19 protein-coding genes are annotated in these 19,751 nt (G+C 57.2%); 4 read left to right on the top strand and 15 right to left on the bottom strand.

Annotated elements, in window-relative coordinates; translation table 11 throughout:
- Positions 1-29: 29 nt before the first annotated feature.
- Genes hemG through pepQ form a run of 4 tightly spaced genes read right to left on the bottom strand, consistent with a single transcriptional unit; the run spans position 30 to position 4,020 of the window.
- Positions 30-572, bottom strand: coding sequence for a menaquinone-dependent protoporphyrinogen IX dehydrogenase (hemG, locus tag ACOI7D_RS25785; RefSeq protein WP_023291587.1), 543 nt, complete (start codon positions 570-572; stop codon positions 30-32).
- Between the two features lie 11 nt (positions 573-583).
- Positions 584-2,035 carry a Trk system potassium transporter TrkH gene (gene trkH, locus ACOI7D_RS25780; protein ID WP_004886724.1) on the bottom strand — a complete coding sequence of 484 codons (1,452 nt, stop codon included), beginning with the start codon at positions 2,033-2,035 and terminating at the stop codon, positions 584-586.
- Between the two features lie 39 nt (positions 2,036-2,074).
- Complete coding sequence (locus ACOI7D_RS25775) at positions 2,075-2,689, bottom strand: IMPACT family protein (RefSeq protein WP_109546759.1); 615 nt, start codon at positions 2,687-2,689, stop codon at positions 2,075-2,077.
- The gene (gene pepQ / locus ACOI7D_RS25770) at positions 2,689-4,020 is read right to left on the bottom strand and encodes a Xaa-Pro dipeptidase (RefSeq protein WP_060591366.1); all 1,332 of its coding nucleotides are present in this window, start codon (positions 4,018-4,020) and stop codon (positions 2,689-2,691) included. The genes ACOI7D_RS25775 and pepQ overlap by 1 nt, the downstream gene beginning before the upstream one ends.
- Positions 4,021-4,211: 191 nt before the next feature.
- Here pepQ and fadB point away from each other — a divergent pair, with 191 nt between their 5' ends.
- Complete coding sequence (gene fadB, locus ACOI7D_RS25765; protein WP_023291585.1) at positions 4,212-6,401, top strand: fatty acid oxidation complex subunit alpha FadB; 2,190 nt, start codon at positions 4,212-4,214, stop codon at positions 6,399-6,401.
- Positions 6,402-6,410: 9 nt separating this feature from the next.
- Positions 6,411-7,574, top strand: coding sequence for an acetyl-CoA C-acyltransferase FadA (gene fadA / locus ACOI7D_RS25760; protein ID WP_004886733.1), 1,164 nt, complete (start codon positions 6,411-6,413; stop codon positions 7,572-7,574).
- A gap of 193 nt (positions 7,575-7,767) precedes the next feature.
- Here fadA and fre read toward each other — a convergent pair whose 3' ends face one another.
- Together fre and ubiD are read right to left on the bottom strand one after the other, a co-directional pair.
- On the bottom strand, positions 7,768-8,469 hold the full coding sequence (fre, locus tag ACOI7D_RS25755; protein WP_004886735.1) for an NAD(P)H-flavin reductase: 702 nt from the start codon (positions 8,467-8,469) through the stop codon (positions 7,768-7,770).
- 49 nt (positions 8,470-8,518) lie between these two features.
- Complete coding sequence (ubiD, locus tag ACOI7D_RS25750) at positions 8,519-9,994, bottom strand: 4-hydroxy-3-polyprenylbenzoate decarboxylase (protein ID WP_064155687.1); 1,476 nt, start codon at positions 9,992-9,994, stop codon at positions 8,519-8,521.
- A gap of 178 nt (positions 9,995-10,172) precedes the next feature.
- Here ubiD and rfaH point away from each other — a divergent pair, with 178 nt between their 5' ends.
- Positions 10,173-10,661 (top strand): transcription/translation regulatory transformer protein RfaH, encoded by a 489-nt coding sequence (rfaH, locus tag ACOI7D_RS25745; RefSeq protein WP_004886742.1) that lies wholly within the window; start codon positions 10,173-10,175, stop codon positions 10,659-10,661.
- On the opposite strand, the gene tatD is transcribed toward rfaH, so the two are convergent.
- The 9 genes from tatD to udp all read right to left on the bottom strand — a co-directional run bounded on the left by tatD (position 10,658) and on the right by udp (position 18,609).
- A complete protein-coding gene (gene tatD / locus ACOI7D_RS25740) occupies positions 10,658-11,449 on the bottom strand; it encodes a 3'-5' ssDNA/RNA exonuclease TatD (RefSeq protein WP_060591375.1) in 792 nt (263 codons plus the stop codon). The genes rfaH and tatD overlap by 4 nt on opposite strands.
- Before the next feature lie 43 nt (positions 11,450-11,492).
- Positions 11,493-12,272 (bottom strand): Sec-independent protein translocase subunit TatC, encoded by a 780-nt coding sequence (tatC, locus tag ACOI7D_RS25735; RefSeq protein ID WP_004886745.1) that lies wholly within the window; start codon positions 12,270-12,272, stop codon positions 11,493-11,495.
- 2 nt (positions 12,273-12,274) lie between these two features.
- The gene (gene tatB, locus ACOI7D_RS25730) at positions 12,275-12,799 is read right to left on the bottom strand and encodes a Sec-independent protein translocase protein TatB (RefSeq protein WP_048296407.1); all 525 of its coding nucleotides are present in this window, start codon (positions 12,797-12,799) and stop codon (positions 12,275-12,277) included.
- Between the two features lie 3 nt (positions 12,800-12,802).
- The gene (gene tatA, locus ACOI7D_RS25725) at positions 12,803-13,054 is read right to left on the bottom strand and encodes a Sec-independent protein translocase subunit TatA (RefSeq protein ID WP_002883425.1); all 252 of its coding nucleotides are present in this window, start codon (positions 13,052-13,054) and stop codon (positions 12,803-12,805) included.
- A 129-nt stretch (positions 13,055-13,183) separates the two neighbouring features.
- Complete coding sequence (gene ubiB, locus ACOI7D_RS25720; protein ID WP_032454523.1) at positions 13,184-14,824, bottom strand: ubiquinone biosynthesis regulatory protein kinase UbiB; 1,641 nt, start codon at positions 14,822-14,824, stop codon at positions 13,184-13,186.
- Entirely contained in the window at positions 14,821-15,426 is a 606-nt protein-coding gene (ubiJ, locus tag ACOI7D_RS25715; protein WP_032454522.1) for a ubiquinone biosynthesis protein UbiJ, read from the bottom strand. Before ubiJ ends, ubiB begins: the two co-directional genes overlap by 4 nt.
- Before the next feature lie 13 nt (positions 15,427-15,439).
- Complete coding sequence (ubiE, locus tag ACOI7D_RS25710; protein WP_023291579.1) at positions 15,440-16,195, bottom strand: bifunctional demethylmenaquinone methyltransferase/2-methoxy-6-polyprenyl-1,4-benzoquinol methylase UbiE; 756 nt, start codon at positions 16,193-16,195, stop codon at positions 15,440-15,442.
- Between the two features lie 70 nt (positions 16,196-16,265).
- Positions 16,266-17,714, bottom strand: coding sequence for a DNA recombination protein RmuC (gene rmuC, locus ACOI7D_RS25705; protein ID WP_109546760.1), 1,449 nt, complete (start codon positions 17,712-17,714; stop codon positions 16,266-16,268).
- 133 nt (positions 17,715-17,847) lie between these two features.
- Positions 17,848-18,609 carry a uridine phosphorylase gene (gene udp / locus ACOI7D_RS25700; protein WP_002883419.1) on the bottom strand — a complete coding sequence of 254 codons (762 nt, stop codon included), beginning with the start codon at positions 18,607-18,609 and terminating at the stop codon, positions 17,848-17,850.
- A gap of 272 nt (positions 18,610-18,881) precedes the next feature.
- Here udp and ACOI7D_RS25695 point away from each other — a divergent pair, with 272 nt between their 5' ends.
- On the top strand, positions 18,882-19,694 hold the full coding sequence (locus tag ACOI7D_RS25695; RefSeq protein ID WP_023291577.1) for a dienelactone hydrolase family protein: 813 nt from the start codon (positions 18,882-18,884) through the stop codon (positions 19,692-19,694).
- Positions 19,695-19,751 lie beyond the last annotated feature (57 nt).

Here is a 19,751-nt window from a genome sequence, read left to right as displayed (position 1 = left end):
GTTCGCTCGCTTTTCCATCAAGACGCTGTTTAAACGCCCTGTTTGCGGATCATTTGCGCGATTTCTCGGGCAAATCGGGAGACCTGTTGCCAGTCGGTATAGACCACTTCTTTACGGGTATCCGTTTCGCCCCCGGTCATTTTCATAATCAGGCGGATCATAAACCGATCGTACCAGCGGTAACGCGGGTAACGTAGCGCCCCGGCAAACACCGCGCAGCTCTGCGGCTGCCACGGCGAGTTGAGCAGAAACTTGCGCGTATAGCTGTTGGTCTGCGGCGTGCGCTTCTCGGGTTTGCGCGCAACCAGGTTCACCGAAAAGAATGCCCCCGGCAGCGCCTGCAATGCTGCAAGGTGCTTTTTCACAAAGCGGTCCACCGCCGGATGAAAGTGTCCGTAGCGAATCGACGCGCCAATCACCACGCGATCATAATGATGCCATTCCACGTCATCGGTACGGTTCAGATTCAGGGTGTCCGCATCGATACCCAGCTCTTTAAGCTCAGAGGCGAGAAACGAAGCGATTTCACGTGTCTGCCCGTCGCGGGTGGAAAAGAGAATTAAAGTTTTCACGAGCACTCCTGTTATTCGCGCCAGAAAGTGGGAGTAAAGAGCACCAGTAAGGTGAACACTTCCAGACGACCAAACAGCATATTAGCAATCAGGATCCATTTCGCGACCGGGTTCATGGTAGCAAAGTTGTCCGCGACGACGCCGAGCCCAGGCCCGAGGTTGTTCAATGTCGCCACCACAGAGGCGAAAGCGGAGAAGTCATCCACCCCGGTGGCGATAATAGCCAGCATACTAATGATAAAGACCAGCGCATAGGCAGAGAAGAATCCCCATACCGCTTCCAGAATACGTTCCGGCAGCGCGCGGTTACCTAATTTAATGCTATACACCGCATTCGGGTGAACCAGACGCTTAAGCTCACGGTTGCCCTGCTTGAACAGCAACAGGATACGGATAACCTTTAAGCCACCGCCCGTGGAGCCTGCGCAGCCGCCGATAAATGCGGAGCACAGCAGAAGCACCGGCAGGAACAGCGGCCAGCGCGCAATGCTATCGGTGGTGAATCCCGCGGTGGTCGCCATCGACACCACCTGGAAAAACGCCTGATTCAGCGTCGTCAGCACCGAGCCGTACACGTTATGAAGCCATAGCACCAGCGTACAGACGATGACCAGCGTCAACTGGACGCCAATGAACATTCGAAACTCAGGGTCGCGCCAGTACACCTTCAGGCTGCGCCCGCTCAACAACGAAAAATGCAGACCGTAGTTACAGCCGGAGATCAGCAGGAAGATGGCAATGATGGAGTTGATCATCGGGCTGTTGAAATAGCCGACGCTGGCATCGTGAGTCGAGAAACCGCCGATGGCGATGGTGGCGAAGCTGTGCCCTATCGCATCGAAGGCCGGCATACCGGCAAACCAGAGCGCCAATGCGCAGGCGACCGTCAGTAACACATAGATGAGCCACAATGTTTTTGCCGTCTCGGCGATGCGCGGGCGCATCTTGTTATCTTTCAGCGGGCCGGGCATTTCCGCACGGTAGAGCTGCATCCCCCCGACGCCGAGGATAGGCAGAATCGCCACCGCCAGCACAATGATCCCCATGCCGCCGAACCACTGCAGCATCTGCCGGTAAAAGAGGATAGCGTGCGGGAGCGAGTCCAGCCCCACCAGGGTGGTCGCCCCGGTCGTCGTCAGGCCGGAAAATGACTCGAAGAAGGCATCCGTCACCGTCAGGTTCGGCTGTTCGGCGAAAATAAAGGGCAAGGCCCCTACGCTACCCAGCACGGTCCAGAACAGCACCACGATGAGAAATCCTTCACGGGATTTCAGTTCGCCCTTTTGCTTACGGTTCGGCCACCACAGCATGGAGCCGATCGCCAGAGCGACAAAAAAAGTTTGAGTGAAGGCCCGTCCCGCGCCATCGCGATATATCAGGGCCACTAATCCCGGGACGATCATCGTCCCCGAAAACAAGATGACCAGCAGTCCAACGATTCGGGTTATGGCGCGAAAATGCATCTCTGGCGCTTCCTTTGATAGGCAAAAAAACAGAGGGGATTATTCGTTAATCTTCAGCAATTGCAATGAACCGCGACTAAAATCAGCCAGTTTTGCTGAAAAAGCCGCCACTTCAGCCTGGGGAAGCGCCACGCGCAGCCGAACCGACGCCAGATATTCGCTTTCAACGACGTTGCCGGAAAATTGGGCGAGCAGCGCTTCGACGCCGGCCAGTTGCCCATATTCACATTGCAAAGTATATGCCGTTAACGGCGTCTTGCGCAGTGTCGTCAACTGCGCCAGCGCCTGATGAACACCGCCGCCATAGGCTTTCACCAGGCCGCCGGTGCCCAGCAGGATACCACCGTAGTAACGCACGACGACAGCGGTTATCTCGCCGACGCCGCTTCCCATCAGCTGCGCCAGCATCGGTTTACCCGCCGTTCCCGCCGGTTCGCCATCATCAGAAAACCCAAGCTGTTGCGAATCATCAGGCGGTCCGGCGACCCACGCCACGCAGTGGTGACGGGCATCGGGGTGATCCGCTCTGACGGACTCGACAAAGGCTTTCGCCGCCGCCACGCCTTCGGTATGCGCCAACAACGTGATAAAACGGCTCTTTTTGATCTCCTCAACGACGGAAACGGGCGCCGCCGGGATTAACCAGCTCTCCATTAGGCCAGCTTCAGATCGCGCGTCATGTTTTCGATACTGTTTTCGTGAACCACCACATTATCTTCGATACGGATCCCGCCGAATGGCTTCATGGCGTCAATTTTTTGCCAGTTGAAGTGTTTGCTGAACGGGCCTTCACGCCACGGCGCCAGTAACGACTCGATAAAGTAGATGCCGGGTTCAATGGTCAACACCATACGCGGCTCGATAATACGGGTGCAGCGCAGATACGGGTATTTCGCTGGCGCCGCCAGATGCGTACCGGAGTCGTCTTGCATAAAGCCAGCAACATCATGCACCTGCAGACCCAGCGGATGACCAATCCCGTGCGGCATAAATGGCCCGGTCAGATCGTTTTCCACCATCGCCTCTTCGCTCATGTCAGTGACTAACTGGTGTTTACGCAGCAGCTTCGCAATACGCTGGTGGAACTGGATATGGTAATCGACATAGCGAGTCCCGGCTTTCATGGTGCTAATCAGCGCCAGCTGCTCGTCGTTAACGTCTTTAATCAGATGGGCGAAATCGTTATCGCTGTGTGCCGCCCAGGTCCGCGTCAGATCCGCAGCATAGCCGTTATATTCCGCACCGGCGTCGAGCAGGAAACTGCGCATTTCCGCCGGAGCGCGGTGGTCCAGTTTAGTGTAGTGCAGGACAGAAGCATGCTCGTTCAGCGCCACGATGTTACTGTAAGGCACGTCGGTATCGCGGTGTCCGGTTGCGGTAAGATAGGCCTGATTGATATCGAATTCGCTCATCCCGGACTGAAAAGCTTCATAGGCCGCACGATGACCATTCACCGCCGACTTCTGCGCTTCACGCATACAGGCCAGCTCGTAATCGGTTTTGTAAGCCCGGTAGTAATGCAGATAATCGATAACCCCTTTCGGGTTGATCTTATCCGCGGCGATTCCCAGACCCAGCGCGCGCTCCGGCACCGGCCCGATATAACCAATATTTCCGCGAGCGGCAGGCAGTTGGCTGCCGATGCCATCGGCCTTCGGCAGCGCGACCACATCGACCTCTTCGGTCCAGAACGAGGTCGGCAGAGGCTCAACGTTATGCCAGTAATCAACCGGCAGATAGAACCACAGCTTCGGTTTATTCACACCGTCCACCAGCAACCAGCAGTTAGGCACCTGAGTCACCGGCACCCAGGCTTTGAACTGCGGATTGACCTTGAACGGGTATGGATGGTCATCAAGGAAGACGTTAACCAGCTCGCCGGAGTGAATCAGCAGAGCATCCATCTGAAAATGGGACAGGACGTCGCGGGTACGTTCTTGTAGGGTAACAATATGATTTTTATAGAGCGCGGCCAGGGATTCCATCTTTTGTCCTTTGCTTTTATGGGATCGTGATACTCCGCATCTTAGCACATCGACCTGCGTGCGGGTGATTTCCACCGGATGTGATCCGACCAGCAATTATTTAAAGAGTAATTTGCAATTCTTTAACATAAATTCCACACTCCGTTTCATCTGGTATGACCAGATCATATTGCTGGATTCAGGAGACTGACATGCTCTACAAAGGCGACACCCTGTACCTCGACTGGCTGGAAGATGGCATCGCCGAACTGGTGTTCGATGCCCCAGGTTCGGTCAACAAGCTTGATACCGCAACCGTAGCCAGCCTCGGTCATGCGCTGGACGTACTGGAAAAACAAAACGATCTCAAAGGCCTGATGCTGCGCTCTGAAAAAGCGGCGTTTATCGTCGGCGCGGATATTACGGAATTCCTCTCACTGTTCCTGGTCCCTGAGGAGCAGTTAAGCCAATGGCTGCATTTTGCTAACAGCGTCTTCAACCGTCTGGAAGATCTTCCGGTCCCCACTGTCTCCGCCGTCAACGGTTACGCGCTGGGCGGCGGTTGTGAATGCGTCCTGGCGACCGATTATCGCCTGGCGACGCCGGATCTGCGCATTGGTCTGCCGGAAACCAAACTCGGCATTATGCCAGGCTTCGGCGGCTCAGTCCGTTTGCCGCGCCTGCTCGGCGCCGACAGCGCGCTGGAGATCATTGCTGCCGGGAAAGATGTCGGTGCCGATCAAGCGCTGAAAATCGGCCTGGTGGATGGCGTAGTTGCTGCCGACAAACTGCGCGACGGCGCGCTGGCGATCCTGCGCCAGGCGATTCAGGGCGACCTGGACTGGAAAGCGAAACGTCAACCGAAGCTGGAGCCGCTGAAGCTCAGCAAAATTGAAGCGACGATGAGTTTCACCATCGCCAAAGGCATGGTCGCGCAAACCGCCGGGAAGCATTATCCGGCGCCGATCACCGCGGTGAAAACCATTGAAGCCGCCGCGCGTCTTGGTCGTGAAGAGGCCCTGGTGCTGGAAAATAAAAGCTTTGTCCCGCTGGCTCATACCAATGAGGCCCGCGCGCTGGTCGGTATCTTCCTCAACGACCAGTACGTCAAAGCGAAAGCGAAAAAACTGACCAAAGATGTCGAAACGCCGAAGCAGGCCGCCGTCCTGGGCGCGGGCATTATGGGCGGCGGCATCGCTTATCAGTCGGCGTGGAAAGGCGTGCCGGTCATCATGAAGGACATCAACGATAAATCGCTGACGCTCGGCATGACCGAAGCGGCGAAGCTACTGAATAAACAGCTGGAACGCGGCAAAATCGACGGTCTGAAGCTGGCCGGAGTAATAAGCACCATTCAGCCAACGCTGGAGTATAGCGGTTTTGATCGCGTGGACGTGGTCGTTGAAGCGGTGGTGGAAAACCCGAAAGTGAAGAAAGCGGTGCTGGCGGAAACGGAAGATAAAATCCGCCCGGATACCGTGCTGGCGTCCAACACCTCAACGATCCCCATCAGCGAGCTGGCCAGCGTTCTGCAGCGCCCGGAAAACTTCTGCGGCATGCACTTCTTTAACCCGGTACATCGCATGCCGCTGGTAGAAGTGATCCGCGGCGAAAAAACCTCGGATAATACCATTGCCAAAGTCGTCGCCTGGGCCAGCAAAATGGGCAAGACGCCAATCGTGGTCAATGATTGTCCCGGTTTCTTCGTCAACCGCGTGCTGTTCCCCTACTTCGCCGGCTTCAGCCAGCTGCTGCGCGACGGGGCGGATTTCCGCAAAGTCGACAAAGTGATGGAGAAACAGTTTGGCTGGCCGATGGGCCCGGCCTATCTGCTGGACGTGGTCGGCATCGACACCGCGCACCATGCTCAGGCGGTCATGGCGGCGGGATTCCCGCAGCGGATGCAGAAAGATTATCGCGACGCCATCGACGCCCTGTTTGACGCCAACCGTTTCGGCCAGAAGAACGGCCTCGGCTTCTGGCGCTATAAAGACGACAGCAAAGGTAAGCCGAAGAAAGAAGAAGATGCCGCCGTCGACAGCCTGCTGGCCGACGTCAGCCAGCCGAAGCGCGATTTCAGCGATGAAGAGATTATCGCCCGCATGATGATCCCGATGGTTAACGAAGTCGTCCGCTGCCTGGAAGAAGGCATTATCGCCAGCCCGGCGGAAGCGGATATGGCGCTGGTATACGGCCTCGGCTTCCCTCCGTTCCACGGCGGCGCCTTCCGCTGGCTGGATACCATCGGCAGCGCGAAGTATCTCGATATGGCGCAGCAGTACCAGCACCTTGGGCCGCTGTATGAAGTCCCTGCCGGTCTGCGTGACAAAGCGCGCCATAACGAAGCGTATTATCCCCAGGTAGAGCCAGCCCGTCCGGTTGGCGCTCTGAAAACGGCTTAAGGAGTCACAATGGAACAGGTTGTCATTGTCGATGCTATTCGCACCCCGATGGGCCGTTCAAAGGGCGGCGCATTTCGCCACGTGCGCGCGGAAGACCTCTCCGCGCACCTGATGCGTAGCCTGCTGTCGCGCAACCCGTCGCTTGAGGCAAGCGCAATAGACGATATCTACTGGGGCTGCGTGCAGCAAACCCTCGAGCAGGGTTTTAACATCGCCCGTAACGCGGCGCTGCTGGCGGAGATCCCGCATTCGGTACCGGCAAACACGGTTAACCGTCTGTGCGGTTCTTCCATGCAGGCGCTGCACGATGCCGCACGCATGATCATGACCGGCGATGCCAGCGTTTGCCTGATTGGCGGCGTGGAGCACATGGGCCATGTGCCGATGAGCCACGGCGTCGATTTCCACCCGGGCCTGAGTCGCAACGTGGCGAAGGCGGCAGGGATGATGGGGCTGACCGCTGAAATGCTGGCGCGTCTGCACGGCATTAGCCGGGAAATGCAGGATCAGTTCGCCGCGCGCTCCCACGCCCGCGCCTGGGCTGCGACCCAGTCCGGCGCATTCAAAGCCGAGATTATCCCCACCGGCGGCCACGATGCCGATGGCGTACTGAAGTCCTTTAACTATGACGAAGTGATCCGCCCGGAAACCACCGTCGAGACGCTGTCTACCCTGAGGCCGGCGTTTGACCCGGTGACCGGTACGGTAACGGCGGGTACCTCTTCCGCCCTTTCCGATGGCGCGGCGGCGATGCTGCTGATGAGCGAAAGTCGCGCCCGCGAACTGGGGCTGAAGCCACGCGCCCGCGTCCGTTCGATGGCGGTGGTCGGCTGCGACCCGTCCATTATGGGCTATGGCCCGGTTCCCGCCTCGAAGCTGGCGCTGAAAAAAGCGGGCTTATCCACCAGCGATATCGACGTCTTTGAAATGAATGAGGCCTTTGCCGCGCAGATCCTGCCGTGCATTAAAGATCTGGGCCTGATGGAGCAGATCGATGAGAAGATCAACCTTAACGGCGGGGCGATCGCGCTCGGTCATCCGCTGGGTTGTTCCGGGGCGCGTATTAGCACCACGTTGATCAATCAGATGGAGCGTAAAGATGCCCAGTTCGGCCTCGCCACCATGTGCATTGGCCTGGGACAAGGGATCGCCACCGTGTTTGAGCGGGTGTAAATTTACAAAAGGGTATCTCACAGCCAATGGCGTCAGAACAAGGCGGCAAGCGAGCGAATCCCGATAAGCTTACTGAAGTAAGTGATTCGGGTGAGCGAGCGCAGCCGACGCAGTTATGACGTCATTGGCGAAGAGAGACAGTTTAGTTGCCGTTCTTCCCGCCTGTCAGGGGCGGGTTTTTTATTTGCAGATATCAGATAAAAGCAAACGCGTCGCCAAACAGGCGATCTTCGCGCGCGCCGCGTTCATTGCAGAACAGGTCGCGAGCAATCTTGGCCATCTCAAAACGCCCGGCAATATAGATATCGTGATCGGCCAGGGTACCGTAATCCTGCAGCACCGCGGTCAGCACGGTGCCGGAACGCCCACGCCAGCCCTCTTCCGGCTGCTCAACCACCGGCTCAATGCGCAGATTCGGATGTTTGACGCTCAAGGCTTCCAGCTCAGCCAGATCGTACAGATGTTTGGTCTCGCGGCCGCCCCAGTAAATCGCGATATCGCGCTGAGGATTGCGTGACAGCGCGGTCAGCAGAATAGAACGCACATAAGAGAAGCCGGTGCCGCCGGCAATCAAAATCAGCGGGCGGTCTTCATCTTCACGCAGCCAGGCTTCGCCATGCGGGATATCAACCTCAATTTCGCGCTCTTTCAGGATGCGATCCATGACCGCCATCGCGTACAGATTGAGCTCCGAGGCGCCGATATGCAGTTCGATAAATTCCTGTTCCGCCGGCGTGGAGGCCATGGAGAATGGGCGTTTGTCGCGCTCATCCATTACCACCATCAGATACTGGCCAGCGCGGAAAGAGAATGCCGCTTCCGGTACTAATCGAACACGATACACGGTATCGGTAATCGCCTCCACCGAGGTCACTTTACAGCTTAAGGTTGTCATGCGTCCCCTCTGTCGGGTCTATAGAGCAAAACAGCGGCGTTAGCCCCGCTTACTGTTGTTTAAAGATGGCCAGATCATCCCAGATGGCGTCAATGCGCGCCGTGACGGCAGGATCTTTTTTGATTGGGCGACCCCATTCACGCTGGGTTTCGCCAGGCCATTTATTGGTGGCATCCAGCCCCATTTTTGAACCCAGGCCGGAAACCGGCGAGGCAAAATCCAGATAATCAATTGGCGTATTCTCTACCAGTACCGTATCACGAGCCGGGTCCATACGGGTAGTGATCGCCCAAATCACATCGTTCCAGTCGCGGGCGTTGACATCGTCATCGCAGACAATCACGAATTTGGTGTACATAAACTGGCGCAGGAACGACCAGACGCCCATCATCACGCGCTTGGCATGGCCTGCATACTGTTTTTTCATCGTCACCACTGCCAGGCGGTAGGAGCACCCTTCCGGCGGCAGATAGAAATCGACGATTTCCGGAAACTGTTTTTGCAGGATCGGGACGAAGACTTCATTCAGCGCCACGCCCAGCACCGCAGGCTCATCCGGCGGACGGCCGGTATAGGTCGAATGATAAATGGCGTCTTCACGTTGGGTAATATGGGTGACCGTAAACACCGGGAACTGGTCTACTTCATTGTAGTAGCCGGTATGGTCGCCATACGGACCTTCCGGCGCCATCTCCCCGGCCTCGATATAACCTTCCAGCACAATCTCTGCGCTGGCAGGCACTTCAAGATCGTTCGAGACGCATTTCACCACTTCGGTTTTGGTACCGCGCAGCAGCCCGGCAAAGGCATATTCCGACAACGTATCCGGCACCGGGGTCACCGCGCCAAGAATGGTCGCTGGGTCGGCGCCGAGCGCCACAGAAACCGGGAAGCGTTCGCCCGGACGCGCCGCGCTCCACTCCTGGAAATCCAGTGCGCCGCCGCGATGAGACAGCCAGCGCATAATCAGTTTGTTTTTGCCAATCAGCTGCTGGCGATAAATCCCCAGGTTCTGCCGCTCTTTGTGCGGCCCGCGGGTCACCGTCAGCCCCCAGGTGATCAGCGGCGCGGCATCGTCCGGCCAGCAGGTCATAATCGGGATTTTCCTCAGGTCGACGTCATCGCCCTGGATGATTTTTTGCTGGCAGGGGGCGCCGCGCAGACGTTTGGTCGGCATATTCAGCACTTGCTTAAACTGCGGCAGCTTATCAAACAGATCGCGGAAACCTTTGGGCGGCTCAGGCTCTTTCAGAAAGGCTAACAGCTTACCCACCTCGCGCAGCGAACTGACGTCCTCCTGACCCATCCCCAGCGCCACGCGCCGCGGCGTGCCGAACAGGTTGCACAGCACCGGCATGCTATAGCCTTTCGGATTCTCAAACAGCAACGCCGGACCGCCAGCGCGCAGGGTGCGGTCGGCAATTTCGGTGATTTCCAGGTGGGGATCGACCGGCAGAGTGATACGTTTTAGTTCGCCCTGTTGTTCCAGGAGTGTCAGAAAGTCGCGAAGATCGTGATATTTCATGAAAGTGTTATTGACCTCTCTACAGGCGGCTAATTATACGGTGTTCAACGGCGAGATGCTGTAATTTTGTTAAATTAGCGTGAAAGAACGCTGAAATTTGGATTTCAATTATAATGGCTTTCGCGATTACACCAGCCATTTGTTATGCTTGCCGTTATTAGAAGTGGAATGAGTCATTATGCAAGCCTGGTACTTACTGTATTGCAAACGTGGGCAGCTACAACGAGCCCAGGAACATCTGGAACGTCAGTCAGTTAACTGCCTGATGCCGACGATTGCGCTGGAAAAAATCATTCGCGGTAAACGCACCATGGTCAGCGAACCGCTGTTTCCGAACTACCTGTTTATTGAGTTCGATCCAGAGGTGATTCATACCACCACCATCAGCGCCACACGCGGGGTTAACAACTTCGTGCGCTTTGGCGCCCTACCCGCTATCGTCCCTTCGGCGGTCATCCATCAGCTCTCTATCTATAAACCGGAAGGCATCACCGACCCGGAAACGCCGCATGAGGGCGATAGCGTACTGATCACCGACGGCGCGTTCGAAGGCTTACAGGCTATCTTTACCGAGCCGGACGGTGAAGCACGCTCTATGTTGCTGTTAAACCTGCTGAATAAGCAAGTCCTGCAGAGCGTAAAAAACACCGATTTCCAGAAAATCTAAGCGCCGATAACGTCGACGCCAAACAGCGCTCTGACGTTTGCGTCCGTTTGCGCCTCAAGCCACTGCGCCTCCTCGCCGCGCCAGGCCGCGACGCTGGCCAGGATATGCGGCAAATACGCGGGCTCGTTACGACGCGAGGTGGGTTTCGGCTTGAGGTCGCGCGGCAGCAGATAGGGCGCATCGGTCTCCAGCAGCAGACGTTCCGCCGGGATCGCCGGCAGTAGCTCTCGCAGCTCGAGCCCGCGCCGCTCATCGCACACCCAACCGGTAATGCCGATAAACAGCCCCAGATCCAGACATTCCTGCACCTCGCTGCGGCTGCCGGTAAAGCAGTGCAGCACCGCGCCCGGGATCTTCCCAAGCCAGGGTTTAAGTAGCGTCAGAAACCGGTCGTGGGCGTCGCGGCAGTGTAAAAACACCGGCATCGACAGCTCGGCGGCCAGCGCCAGTTGGGCGCTGAATGCCGCCTCCTGCTCCTGCGGCGTGGAGAAATTACGATTAAAATCCAGACCACATTCCCCTATCGCCACCACCTGCGGCTCGCGGGCAAGGACATAAATCGCCTCGGCGACCGCTGGCGTCCAGCTGCTGCCGTCATGGGGATGAACCCCCGCCGTGGACCAGCAGCCGGCGTAATGGCTCGCCATTCTCTGCGCCTGCTGGCTCTCCGGCAAATTTGTGCCGGTCAGCAGCATGCCGTGGACCCCCGCCGACCGGGCGCGCGCCACCACCTCATCATGGTCGCGGGCAAACTGCGAACTGGTCAGATTAACGCCGATATCAAACATGATCGCTCCATATGACAACCGCCCTGACGGGCGGTTGGCGGTATTACTCTTCTCTGTGCTCAGCGGCTTCAGCTTCGGCCGCGGCATCGTCATCGCGCGTCAGGCGCTTCCCGGTGTAGAAGCGGGCGAAGAACACCCCGACTTCAAACAGACAGTACATCGGAATGGCCAGCAGCGTCTGCGAGAACACGTCCGGCGGCGTCAGCAGCATGCCCACCACGAAGGCGCCCACCAGCACATACGGCCGTTTTTTGCGCAGCTCTTCCGGCGTAGTGACGCCCATCCAGCAGAGCAGCACAATGGCGACCGGCACCTCAAAAGAGACCCCGAACGCCATAAACAGCGCCATCACGAAGTCGAGATAGCTGCGGATATCGGTCGAGACCAGCACCCCCTCCGGGGCAGCATGGGTCAGAAAGCCGAACGCCAGCGGAAACACGACAAAATACGCGAAAGCCATGCCGATATAGAACAGCAGCGTGCTGGAGACCAGCAAGGGCACCACCAGCCGGCGCTCGTGCTTATACAGCGCCGGCGCGACGAAGGCCCATACCTGATACAGAATAATCGGCACCGACAGGATCACCGACACCATAAAGGTCAGCTTTATCGGCGTAAAGAAAGGTGAAGCGACATCGGTGGCGATCATCGTCGCGCCTACCGGCATCTTGCTGATAAGCGGGGCCGAGACCAGCTGATAGATATCATTGGCGAAATAGACCAGCGCCAGGAAGATCACCAGGATAGCAATGATGCTGTTGAGCAGACGCTTGCGCAGCTCAATCAGATGCGAAATTAGCGGTTGTGTATCGTCTACGCCCATGTTTACGGTTTATCACTCGATGCGGGGGAAGAATGGGGGGCAGCCGCCGTAGCGGATGTTTTCTCTGCCGGTGAAGCGGGTTGCTCGTCGGCCACGGGCTCTGGCGCATGAGCCGGAGCGCTGGCCTGATGTTCGGCCGTCGCCGGCGTGACGTCCTGCCGCTGCGCTTCGCTGCCTTTCACCACCGGATTATGGATGGTATTCGCTTCGTCGCTGGCCTTTTCCGGATCGTGGGCGCTATAGGAGCGCTTCATCGACTCCGCGGCCTCGCGCAGCTCGTCCATAGAGGCTTTCAGCTCCGGCGTCAGGTTATTCAGGCTGGCCTTTTCCACCTTCTTGAGGCTCTCCTGGAACTCCTGCAGTTTTAGCTCCTGAGCCAGCTCATTCTGCACCGTGGTCGCCAGCGACCGTAGCGTACGGATCCAGCCAACCACCGTTTTAACCGCGACGGGAAGCCGCTGTGGCCCCAGAACAATGAGGCCAATTACAAACACCAGCAGTAGTTCACTAAAACCAATATCGAACACGAGTTACACCTGCTCTTTGTCGTGGCGTTTTGTCTCGTCTTTTTTTGCATCATCCTGTTTGTCGGCGATAGTTTTCGCCGTGAAATCTGCGTCTGGCGCCGACTTTTCGGGTTTATCATCATCACTCATGGCTTTTTTAAAGCCTTTGATGGATGCCCCTAAGTCTGACCCCAGTGAGCTCAGCTTCTTCGTCCCGAAAAGCAGAACTACGATGACGACAACAATTAATAACTGCCAAATACTGATACCACCCATACACGTTCCCCTATGACAGATGATGAATTATGTGGACGCATTATACACGCCATCCTGCCAGCCGCCTCGCCGTCAGGCCACCGGCATGATTTTGCGCAAATAAGCCTGCGTCATGAAGTGGCGAACCGATCAGCGGGTTTTTCGCCAGCCAATCAGCCAGGTCACGACACCGCCGGCCATCAGCCAGCCGGGCATCATTCCCCACTCAGGGCGATGGATAAAGAGCAGCGTACCACTGAGCAATAAAACCGCGCCTATACCAAACAGATAACGGGATTGGCCCTGGCGCACATGACGCACATGCATATCCCGCACGATAGTATCGACGCTGGTCTGCAGCTGTTTGCTCTGCTGCAGGCTCTGATACACCAGCTCAGGTATTTCAGGCATTCTTTCGATCCAGAACGGCGCTTTGTCTTTAAACGCGCGCACCAGCGCCGGAATACCGACCTGATCTTTGATCCACGACTCAAGGAAAGGCTTCGCCGTTTTCCACAAGTCTAACTGAGGATAGAGCTGCCGGCCTACCCCTTCTACGTAAAGTAATGTCTTCTGTAGCAAAACAAGCTGCGGCTGGACTTCCATATTGAAGCGCCGCGCGGTGTTGAACAGATTAAGCAGCACGTGGCCGAAGGAGATCTCCGCCAGCGGCTTCTCAAAGATGGGCTCGCAGACCGTGCGGATCGCGAACTCAAACTCTTCGACATTGGTGTCCGGCGGAACCCAACCGGAGTCGACGTGCAGTTCGGCAACCTTACGATAATCGCGGTTGAAAAAGGCGATAAAGTTTTCCGCCAGATAGCGCTTATCTTCTTTGTTCAGCGAGCCGACAATGCCGCAATCGATGCCGATATACTGCGGATCTTCCGGGTGCTCGTAGCTGACGAATATGTTGCCAGGGTGCATATCAGCATGGAAAAAACTGTCGCGGAACACCTGGGTGAAGAAGACCTGCACGCCCCGCTCCGCCAGCAACTGCAGGTTGGTTCCCTGAGCCTCCAGCGCCTCGACGTCGGACACCGGAATGCCGTAGATGCGCTCCATCACCATCATGCTTTCGCTGCAGTAGTCGGGGTACACCTCCGGCACATACAGCATCGGGCTGTCTTCGAAATTACGCCGCAGCTGAATGGCGTTAGCGGATTCCCGCAGCAGGTTCAGCTCGTCCAGCAGCGTTTTTTCATACTCACGAACCACCTCCTGCGGGCGCAAACGGCGGCCGTCAGGCAGCAGACGCGGCACCCAGCGCGCCAGGCGGTAGATGAGCTTCATGTCCGCTTTAATGATCGGCAAAATATCCGGACGGATAACCTTGATCACCACCTCTTTGCCGTTCTCTTTCAGACGCGCGGTATGCACCTGGGCGATAGACGCCGAGGCTAACGGCTCAACGGAGAAATCATCAAACCAGGCCTCCACCGGCAGGCCACCCATCGCTTTCTCTATCTGCTGCTGCGCGAGCTTCCCGTCAAAGGGCGCCACGCGGTCCTGCAACAGCGCCAGCTGATCGGCAATATGCGGCGGAAAGAGATCCCGCCGCGTGGACAGCATCTGGCCGAATTTAATCCACACCGGCCCCAGCTCCTGAAGCGCCAGCCGCAGACGGGCGCCAAGGGGTTGATCCTGATGGCGGTTTGGCATCCAGAACAGCATCCGCCGCCAGATACGCAGCGGCAGCGTGATCCGCATTTTGGGGATGAGCTCATCGAGCCCGTAGCTCAAAAAGGTGTGGACGATGAAATACAGGCGCCGTAATTCTCCTGGCGTCATTTGCCCTCCAGCGTTTCCAGCCGTTTTTCCAGTGCGGCCAGCGCGCGTTCAATAGCCGTCGTCTCTTCAGCAAACCAGGCCAGCTCCAGCGGCCCCGGCGCCAGGCGCCACTCTTCAGTGATCGCTTCCGCGACATAGCGCTGCTGGCGCTGCGCCCCTTTCAGTAAAAACTGAGCGCCGCCGCGGAGGACTTTACCGACGCCTTCGGCCACGATGTCGCCGGTGTAAGGCGCCAGCAGTTCAGCGGGATCGAACTCCGCCAGATCGCACAGGGTGACCATGTTCTGCACCACCTGCAGATCGCCCTGCACTTCCAGCTCGCCGCTGCGGATAAGCGCCGTGAGCTGCTGACGGTTGCGCAGTTTTGGCAGTACGCTGAGCCGGGTAATCACGGTGCAGTCGGCCTCTCCCTCCCAGGCGCTCAGGACATCAACCTGGCGTTCGCTGAACACCAGCACCACGGGCGTGGAGAAGTCCTGCAGCTGTACCCGCAATACCTTGCCCAGCAGGCGCTGGCGGGCGGGTTTTAGCGCTTTGTCGCGCCAGAGGAAAGTATTCAGCGCCGTTTCAATGCCAGCGGTCACCAGGGGTGTGAAAGGCATAGCGTCCCTCCTGTCAGAACTTGTAACCGCGATGCAAAGCAACGATACCTGCCGTCAGGTTGTAGTAGTCCACGCTTTCGAAGCCTGCATCCTGCATCATCCCTTTCAGGGATTCCTGGTCCGGATGCATACGGATCGACTCCGCCAGGTAGCGATAGCTGTCGCCGTCTTTTGCCACCAGCTCGCCCACCTTCGGCAGGATATGGAAGGAGTAAGCGTCGTAGGCTTTGCTCAGCGGTTCAATAATGGGTTTAGAAAACTCCAGCACCAGCAGACGTCCGCCCGGCTTCAGCACGCGGTACATCGAACGCAGCGCTTTCTCTTTGTCGGTCACGTTACGCAGACCGAAAGAGATGGTGATACAGTCAAAGGTATTATCAGCAAACGGCAGGGCTTCCGCGTTGGCCTGAACATACTCAACGTTACCCACGATGCCGATATTGCGCAGCTTTTCGCGGCCCATTTTGAGCATTGAATCATTGATATCAGCAAGCATAACGCGGCCGGTTTCCCCTACCAGACGGGAAAACTTAGCCGTCAAATCACCGGTACCCCCCGCCAGATCCAGCACGGTCTGCCCGCGACGTACACCGCTGCAGTCGATGGTGAAACGCTTCCACAAACGATGGATACCAAACGACATTAAGTCATTCATCACATCATACTTTGCGGCGACAGAATGGAATACATGTGCCACCATGTCCGCTTTCTGCTCTTTAGCGACCGTCTGAAAGCCAAAGTGCGTCGTTTCTTGTGAATCCTCAACCATCTTTATGCCTGCTTGCTTTTCAAGAAAATGTTCACTGAGTGTATCAGACTCAGCGCATTTCCCATACGTTTCAGCGTGGCGGAGCCGCCTCCCGGCTGTGCACCGCCTCGGCAGAGTCGGGCGAAAATGCGTCATTTTCCGGCAGGTTATCCTCCTCTTCGAGACGATATTGATCGTCCTGAGCAGTGGCTTGTTCGACTAAATCAGGATTAATCCCGCGCTTGACCTCCACGCCCAACCCGCGAAAAGCCTCCGCCTGAGCCAGCAGATTACCGCGCCCGGAAGCGAGCTTTTTCATCGCCTGGCGATAGTTCTCTTGCGCTTTATCCAGACTCTGGCCGATAGCGGACATATCGTCCACAAACAGGCGCATTTTGTCGTAAAGGCGCCCCGCCCGCTCGGCGATCTTCTGCGCGTTGCGGCTCTGGTGCTCATAACGCCACAGATTGGCGATGGTGCGCAGGGCCACCAGCAGCGTCGTCGGGCTGACCAGCATAATATTATTTTGCAGCGCCTCGCTGATGAGCTCGGGTTGACGATCAATGGCCAGCAGAAATGCCGGCTCGACGGGAATAAACATCAGCACATAGTCGAGGGAGCGCAGGCCCGGCAGTTGCTGATAATCCTTGCGTCCCAGCAGGCGAATATGATTACGCACCGAGGCAAGGTGCTCCTGCAGCGCGACTTCGCGGGTGTAGTCGTCCTCGGCGTTGAAATAGCGCTCATAGGCGACAAGGGTCATTTTGGCGTCGATAACCACGTCTTTACCCTGCGGCAGGCGCACGATGACGTCCGGTTGCATCCGCGAGCGGTTGTCGGTCTCGATGCTGACCTGGGTCTGGTACTCATAGCCTTCCCGCAGGCCGGAGGCTTCCAGCACGCGGGTGAGAACCACTTCCCCCCAGTTGCCCTGAGTTTTGTTATCGCCCTTCAGCGCTTTGGTCAGGTTCAGCGCCTCCTGCGCCATCTGCGCGTTCAGCTGCTGCAGGTTGCGGATCTCATGCGCCAGGGTGTGCCTTTCCCGCGCCTCCTGGCCGAAGCTCTCCTGCACCTGGCGGCGGAACCCGTCCAGCTGTTCGCGCAGCGGTGTCAGCAGGCCATGCAGGCTCTGGCGATTTTGCTCATCGACGCGTCGGTTGCTGTGTTCGAAAATGCGGTTGGCGAGGTTTTCAAACTGCTCGCTCAGGCGCTGCTCGCTGTTCACCATCTGGCGGATCTTATCTTCCGCATGCAGCTGGGTGGATTCGAGCCGGGTGGTAACCTCCCGCAGATCGGCCTCCAGCGAGGTATTGATATCCCGCAGGCTGCGCAGCTCGTTGTTCAGCAGCTCGCACTCTTCACGCCAGTGGGCTTCCTGTACCAGCTGCTGACGGGCGGCGCTCAGCTCAATATCCAGCTCTCGCCGCTCCTCGATAAGATCGGCCCGAATTTGATCGGCGCGCGCTTTGGTCGCCAGCCAGCCGACGATTAATCCAGCGGCCAGTGCGATAACCGCGCTGATAATAATGGAGAGATCCACGACGCCCCCTGCGATAACCTGATGACACAAAATAGAATTGTGCTGTACAAACGTCCAGTTTAAAAGGAATTTCCTGCGAGAGGCGACGCAAAAAAAAGGCCGGAGGATCCGGCCTGACAGGGAAAGCGTTGAATTACAGCAGACGGCGCGCCGCCTCCACGACGATTTTCACCGCGTGGCTTTCGGTTTGCTTCATGGTTTCGGCGTTAGGGATCTCTTGCTGGGTACGGTTAACGATAACCCCGGCTACCATCCCGGCGCGCAGACCCTGGCTGGCGCACATGGTCAGCAGCGTAGCGGATTCCATTTCATAGTTCATCACGCCCATCGCCTGCCACTCTTCCATGGAGCCTTTGAAGCGGCTCACTACGCGGCCGGAGAAGGTGTCGTAACGCTCCTGTCCCGGGTAGAAGGTATCCGAGGAAGCAGTCACGCCGATATGGGTGGTGGCGCCAATGGATTTCGCTGCTTCCACCAGCGCGGTGGTGCAGGCGAAATCTGCGACGGCCGGGAATTCCATCGGCGCGAAGTGCAGGCTGGCGCCGTCCAGACGAACGGAAGCGGTAGTCACCAGCACATCGCCAACATTGATGTGCGGCTGAATGGCGCCGGTGGTGCCAATGCGCAGGAAGGTACGCACGCCAAGCTGCGCCAGCTCTTCCACAGCGATAGACGTAGACGGGCCGCCGATGCCGGTGGAGCAGACGATCACCGGTTTGCCGTCCAGTTCCGCGCGCCAGGAGGTAAATTCGCGGTGAGATGCCAGCTTAACCGGCTTATCCATCAGCGCGGCGATCTTTTCCACACGCTCCGGATCGCCAGGGACGATAGCCAGCGTAGCCCCTTGTAAATCGTTCTTGGTGAGGCCGAGATGAAAAACATCAGACTTGGACATAAAAAACTCCTCTGTGGGTCGAATTATCAGCAGAAGCAAAACGGTACTGTACAGAAGCCCCTGGCAACATTTTGTGATGTTAGTCACCAAGAACAATAATGATTGCAGTTGTTTTTCAGTAAATAGTGATAAACATCACATTAACAAGTTATATTCATCGTCACTGAACAAAAGATAGCCGCTTTCAGGCACTGTGCTTTATTACCGCCCGAACTAAAGGTAAAGGGTCTATAGTTACTGATGCGCTAATAAATAAGGGTACGGAGAATACCATGACCACCACCAAGCAACCTGGATTCGCACCTGCAGCCTCGCCGCATGCCGCAACCGCCGTTCATACGCCGGAAGAGCATATTGTCGCCGGAGAGACCTCTATTCCCTCTCAGGGGGAAAACATGCCGGCTTACCATGCCCGCCCGAAAAACGCCGATGGCCCATTGCCGATCGTCATCGTGGTGCAGGAAATCTTCGGCGTGCATGAGCATATTCGCGATCTTTGTCGTCGCCTGGCGCAGGAAGGCTATCTGGCTATCGCGCCTGAATTGTACTTCCGTCAGGGCGATCCGAATGAGTATCACGATATCCCGACCCTGTTTAAAGAGCTGGTTACGAAGGTGCCGGACGCGCAGGTGCTGGCGGATCTCGACCACGTCGCCAGCTGGGCGGCGCGCCATGGCGGCGATGCCCATCGTCTGCTGATCACCGGCTTCTGCTGGGGCGGACGTATCACCTGGCTATATGCTGCCCATAACCCGCAGTTGAAGGCGGCGGTAGCCTGGTACGGCAAACTGGTAGGAGAAAAATCGCTGAATTCGCCAAAACACCCGGTGGATATCGCCGTCGATCTCAACGCCCCGGTACTCGGCCTGTACGGCGCTAAAGACGCCAGCATTCCACAGGACACCGTCGAAACCATGCGTCAGGCGCTGCGGGCGGCCAACGCCACGGCGGAAATCGTGGTCTATCCTGAAGCCGATCACGCCTTTAACGCCGACTATCGCGCCAGCTATCACGAAGAGTCAGCCAAAGACGGCTGGCAGCGGATGCTCGACTGGTTTGCTCAATATGGCGGTAAAAAAGGGTAATCGTCCGAAGCAGGAAAAAAAGGAGGCAAATGCCTCCTTTTTGCTTTTTCGGGTGAC

The organism is Klebsiella sp. C360 (genome assembly GCF_048822415.1).
Taxonomy (GTDB): Bacteria; Pseudomonadota; Gammaproteobacteria; order Enterobacterales; family Enterobacteriaceae; genus Klebsiella; species Klebsiella quasipneumoniae.
This window is presented reverse-complemented; position numbering and strand designations above follow the sequence as displayed.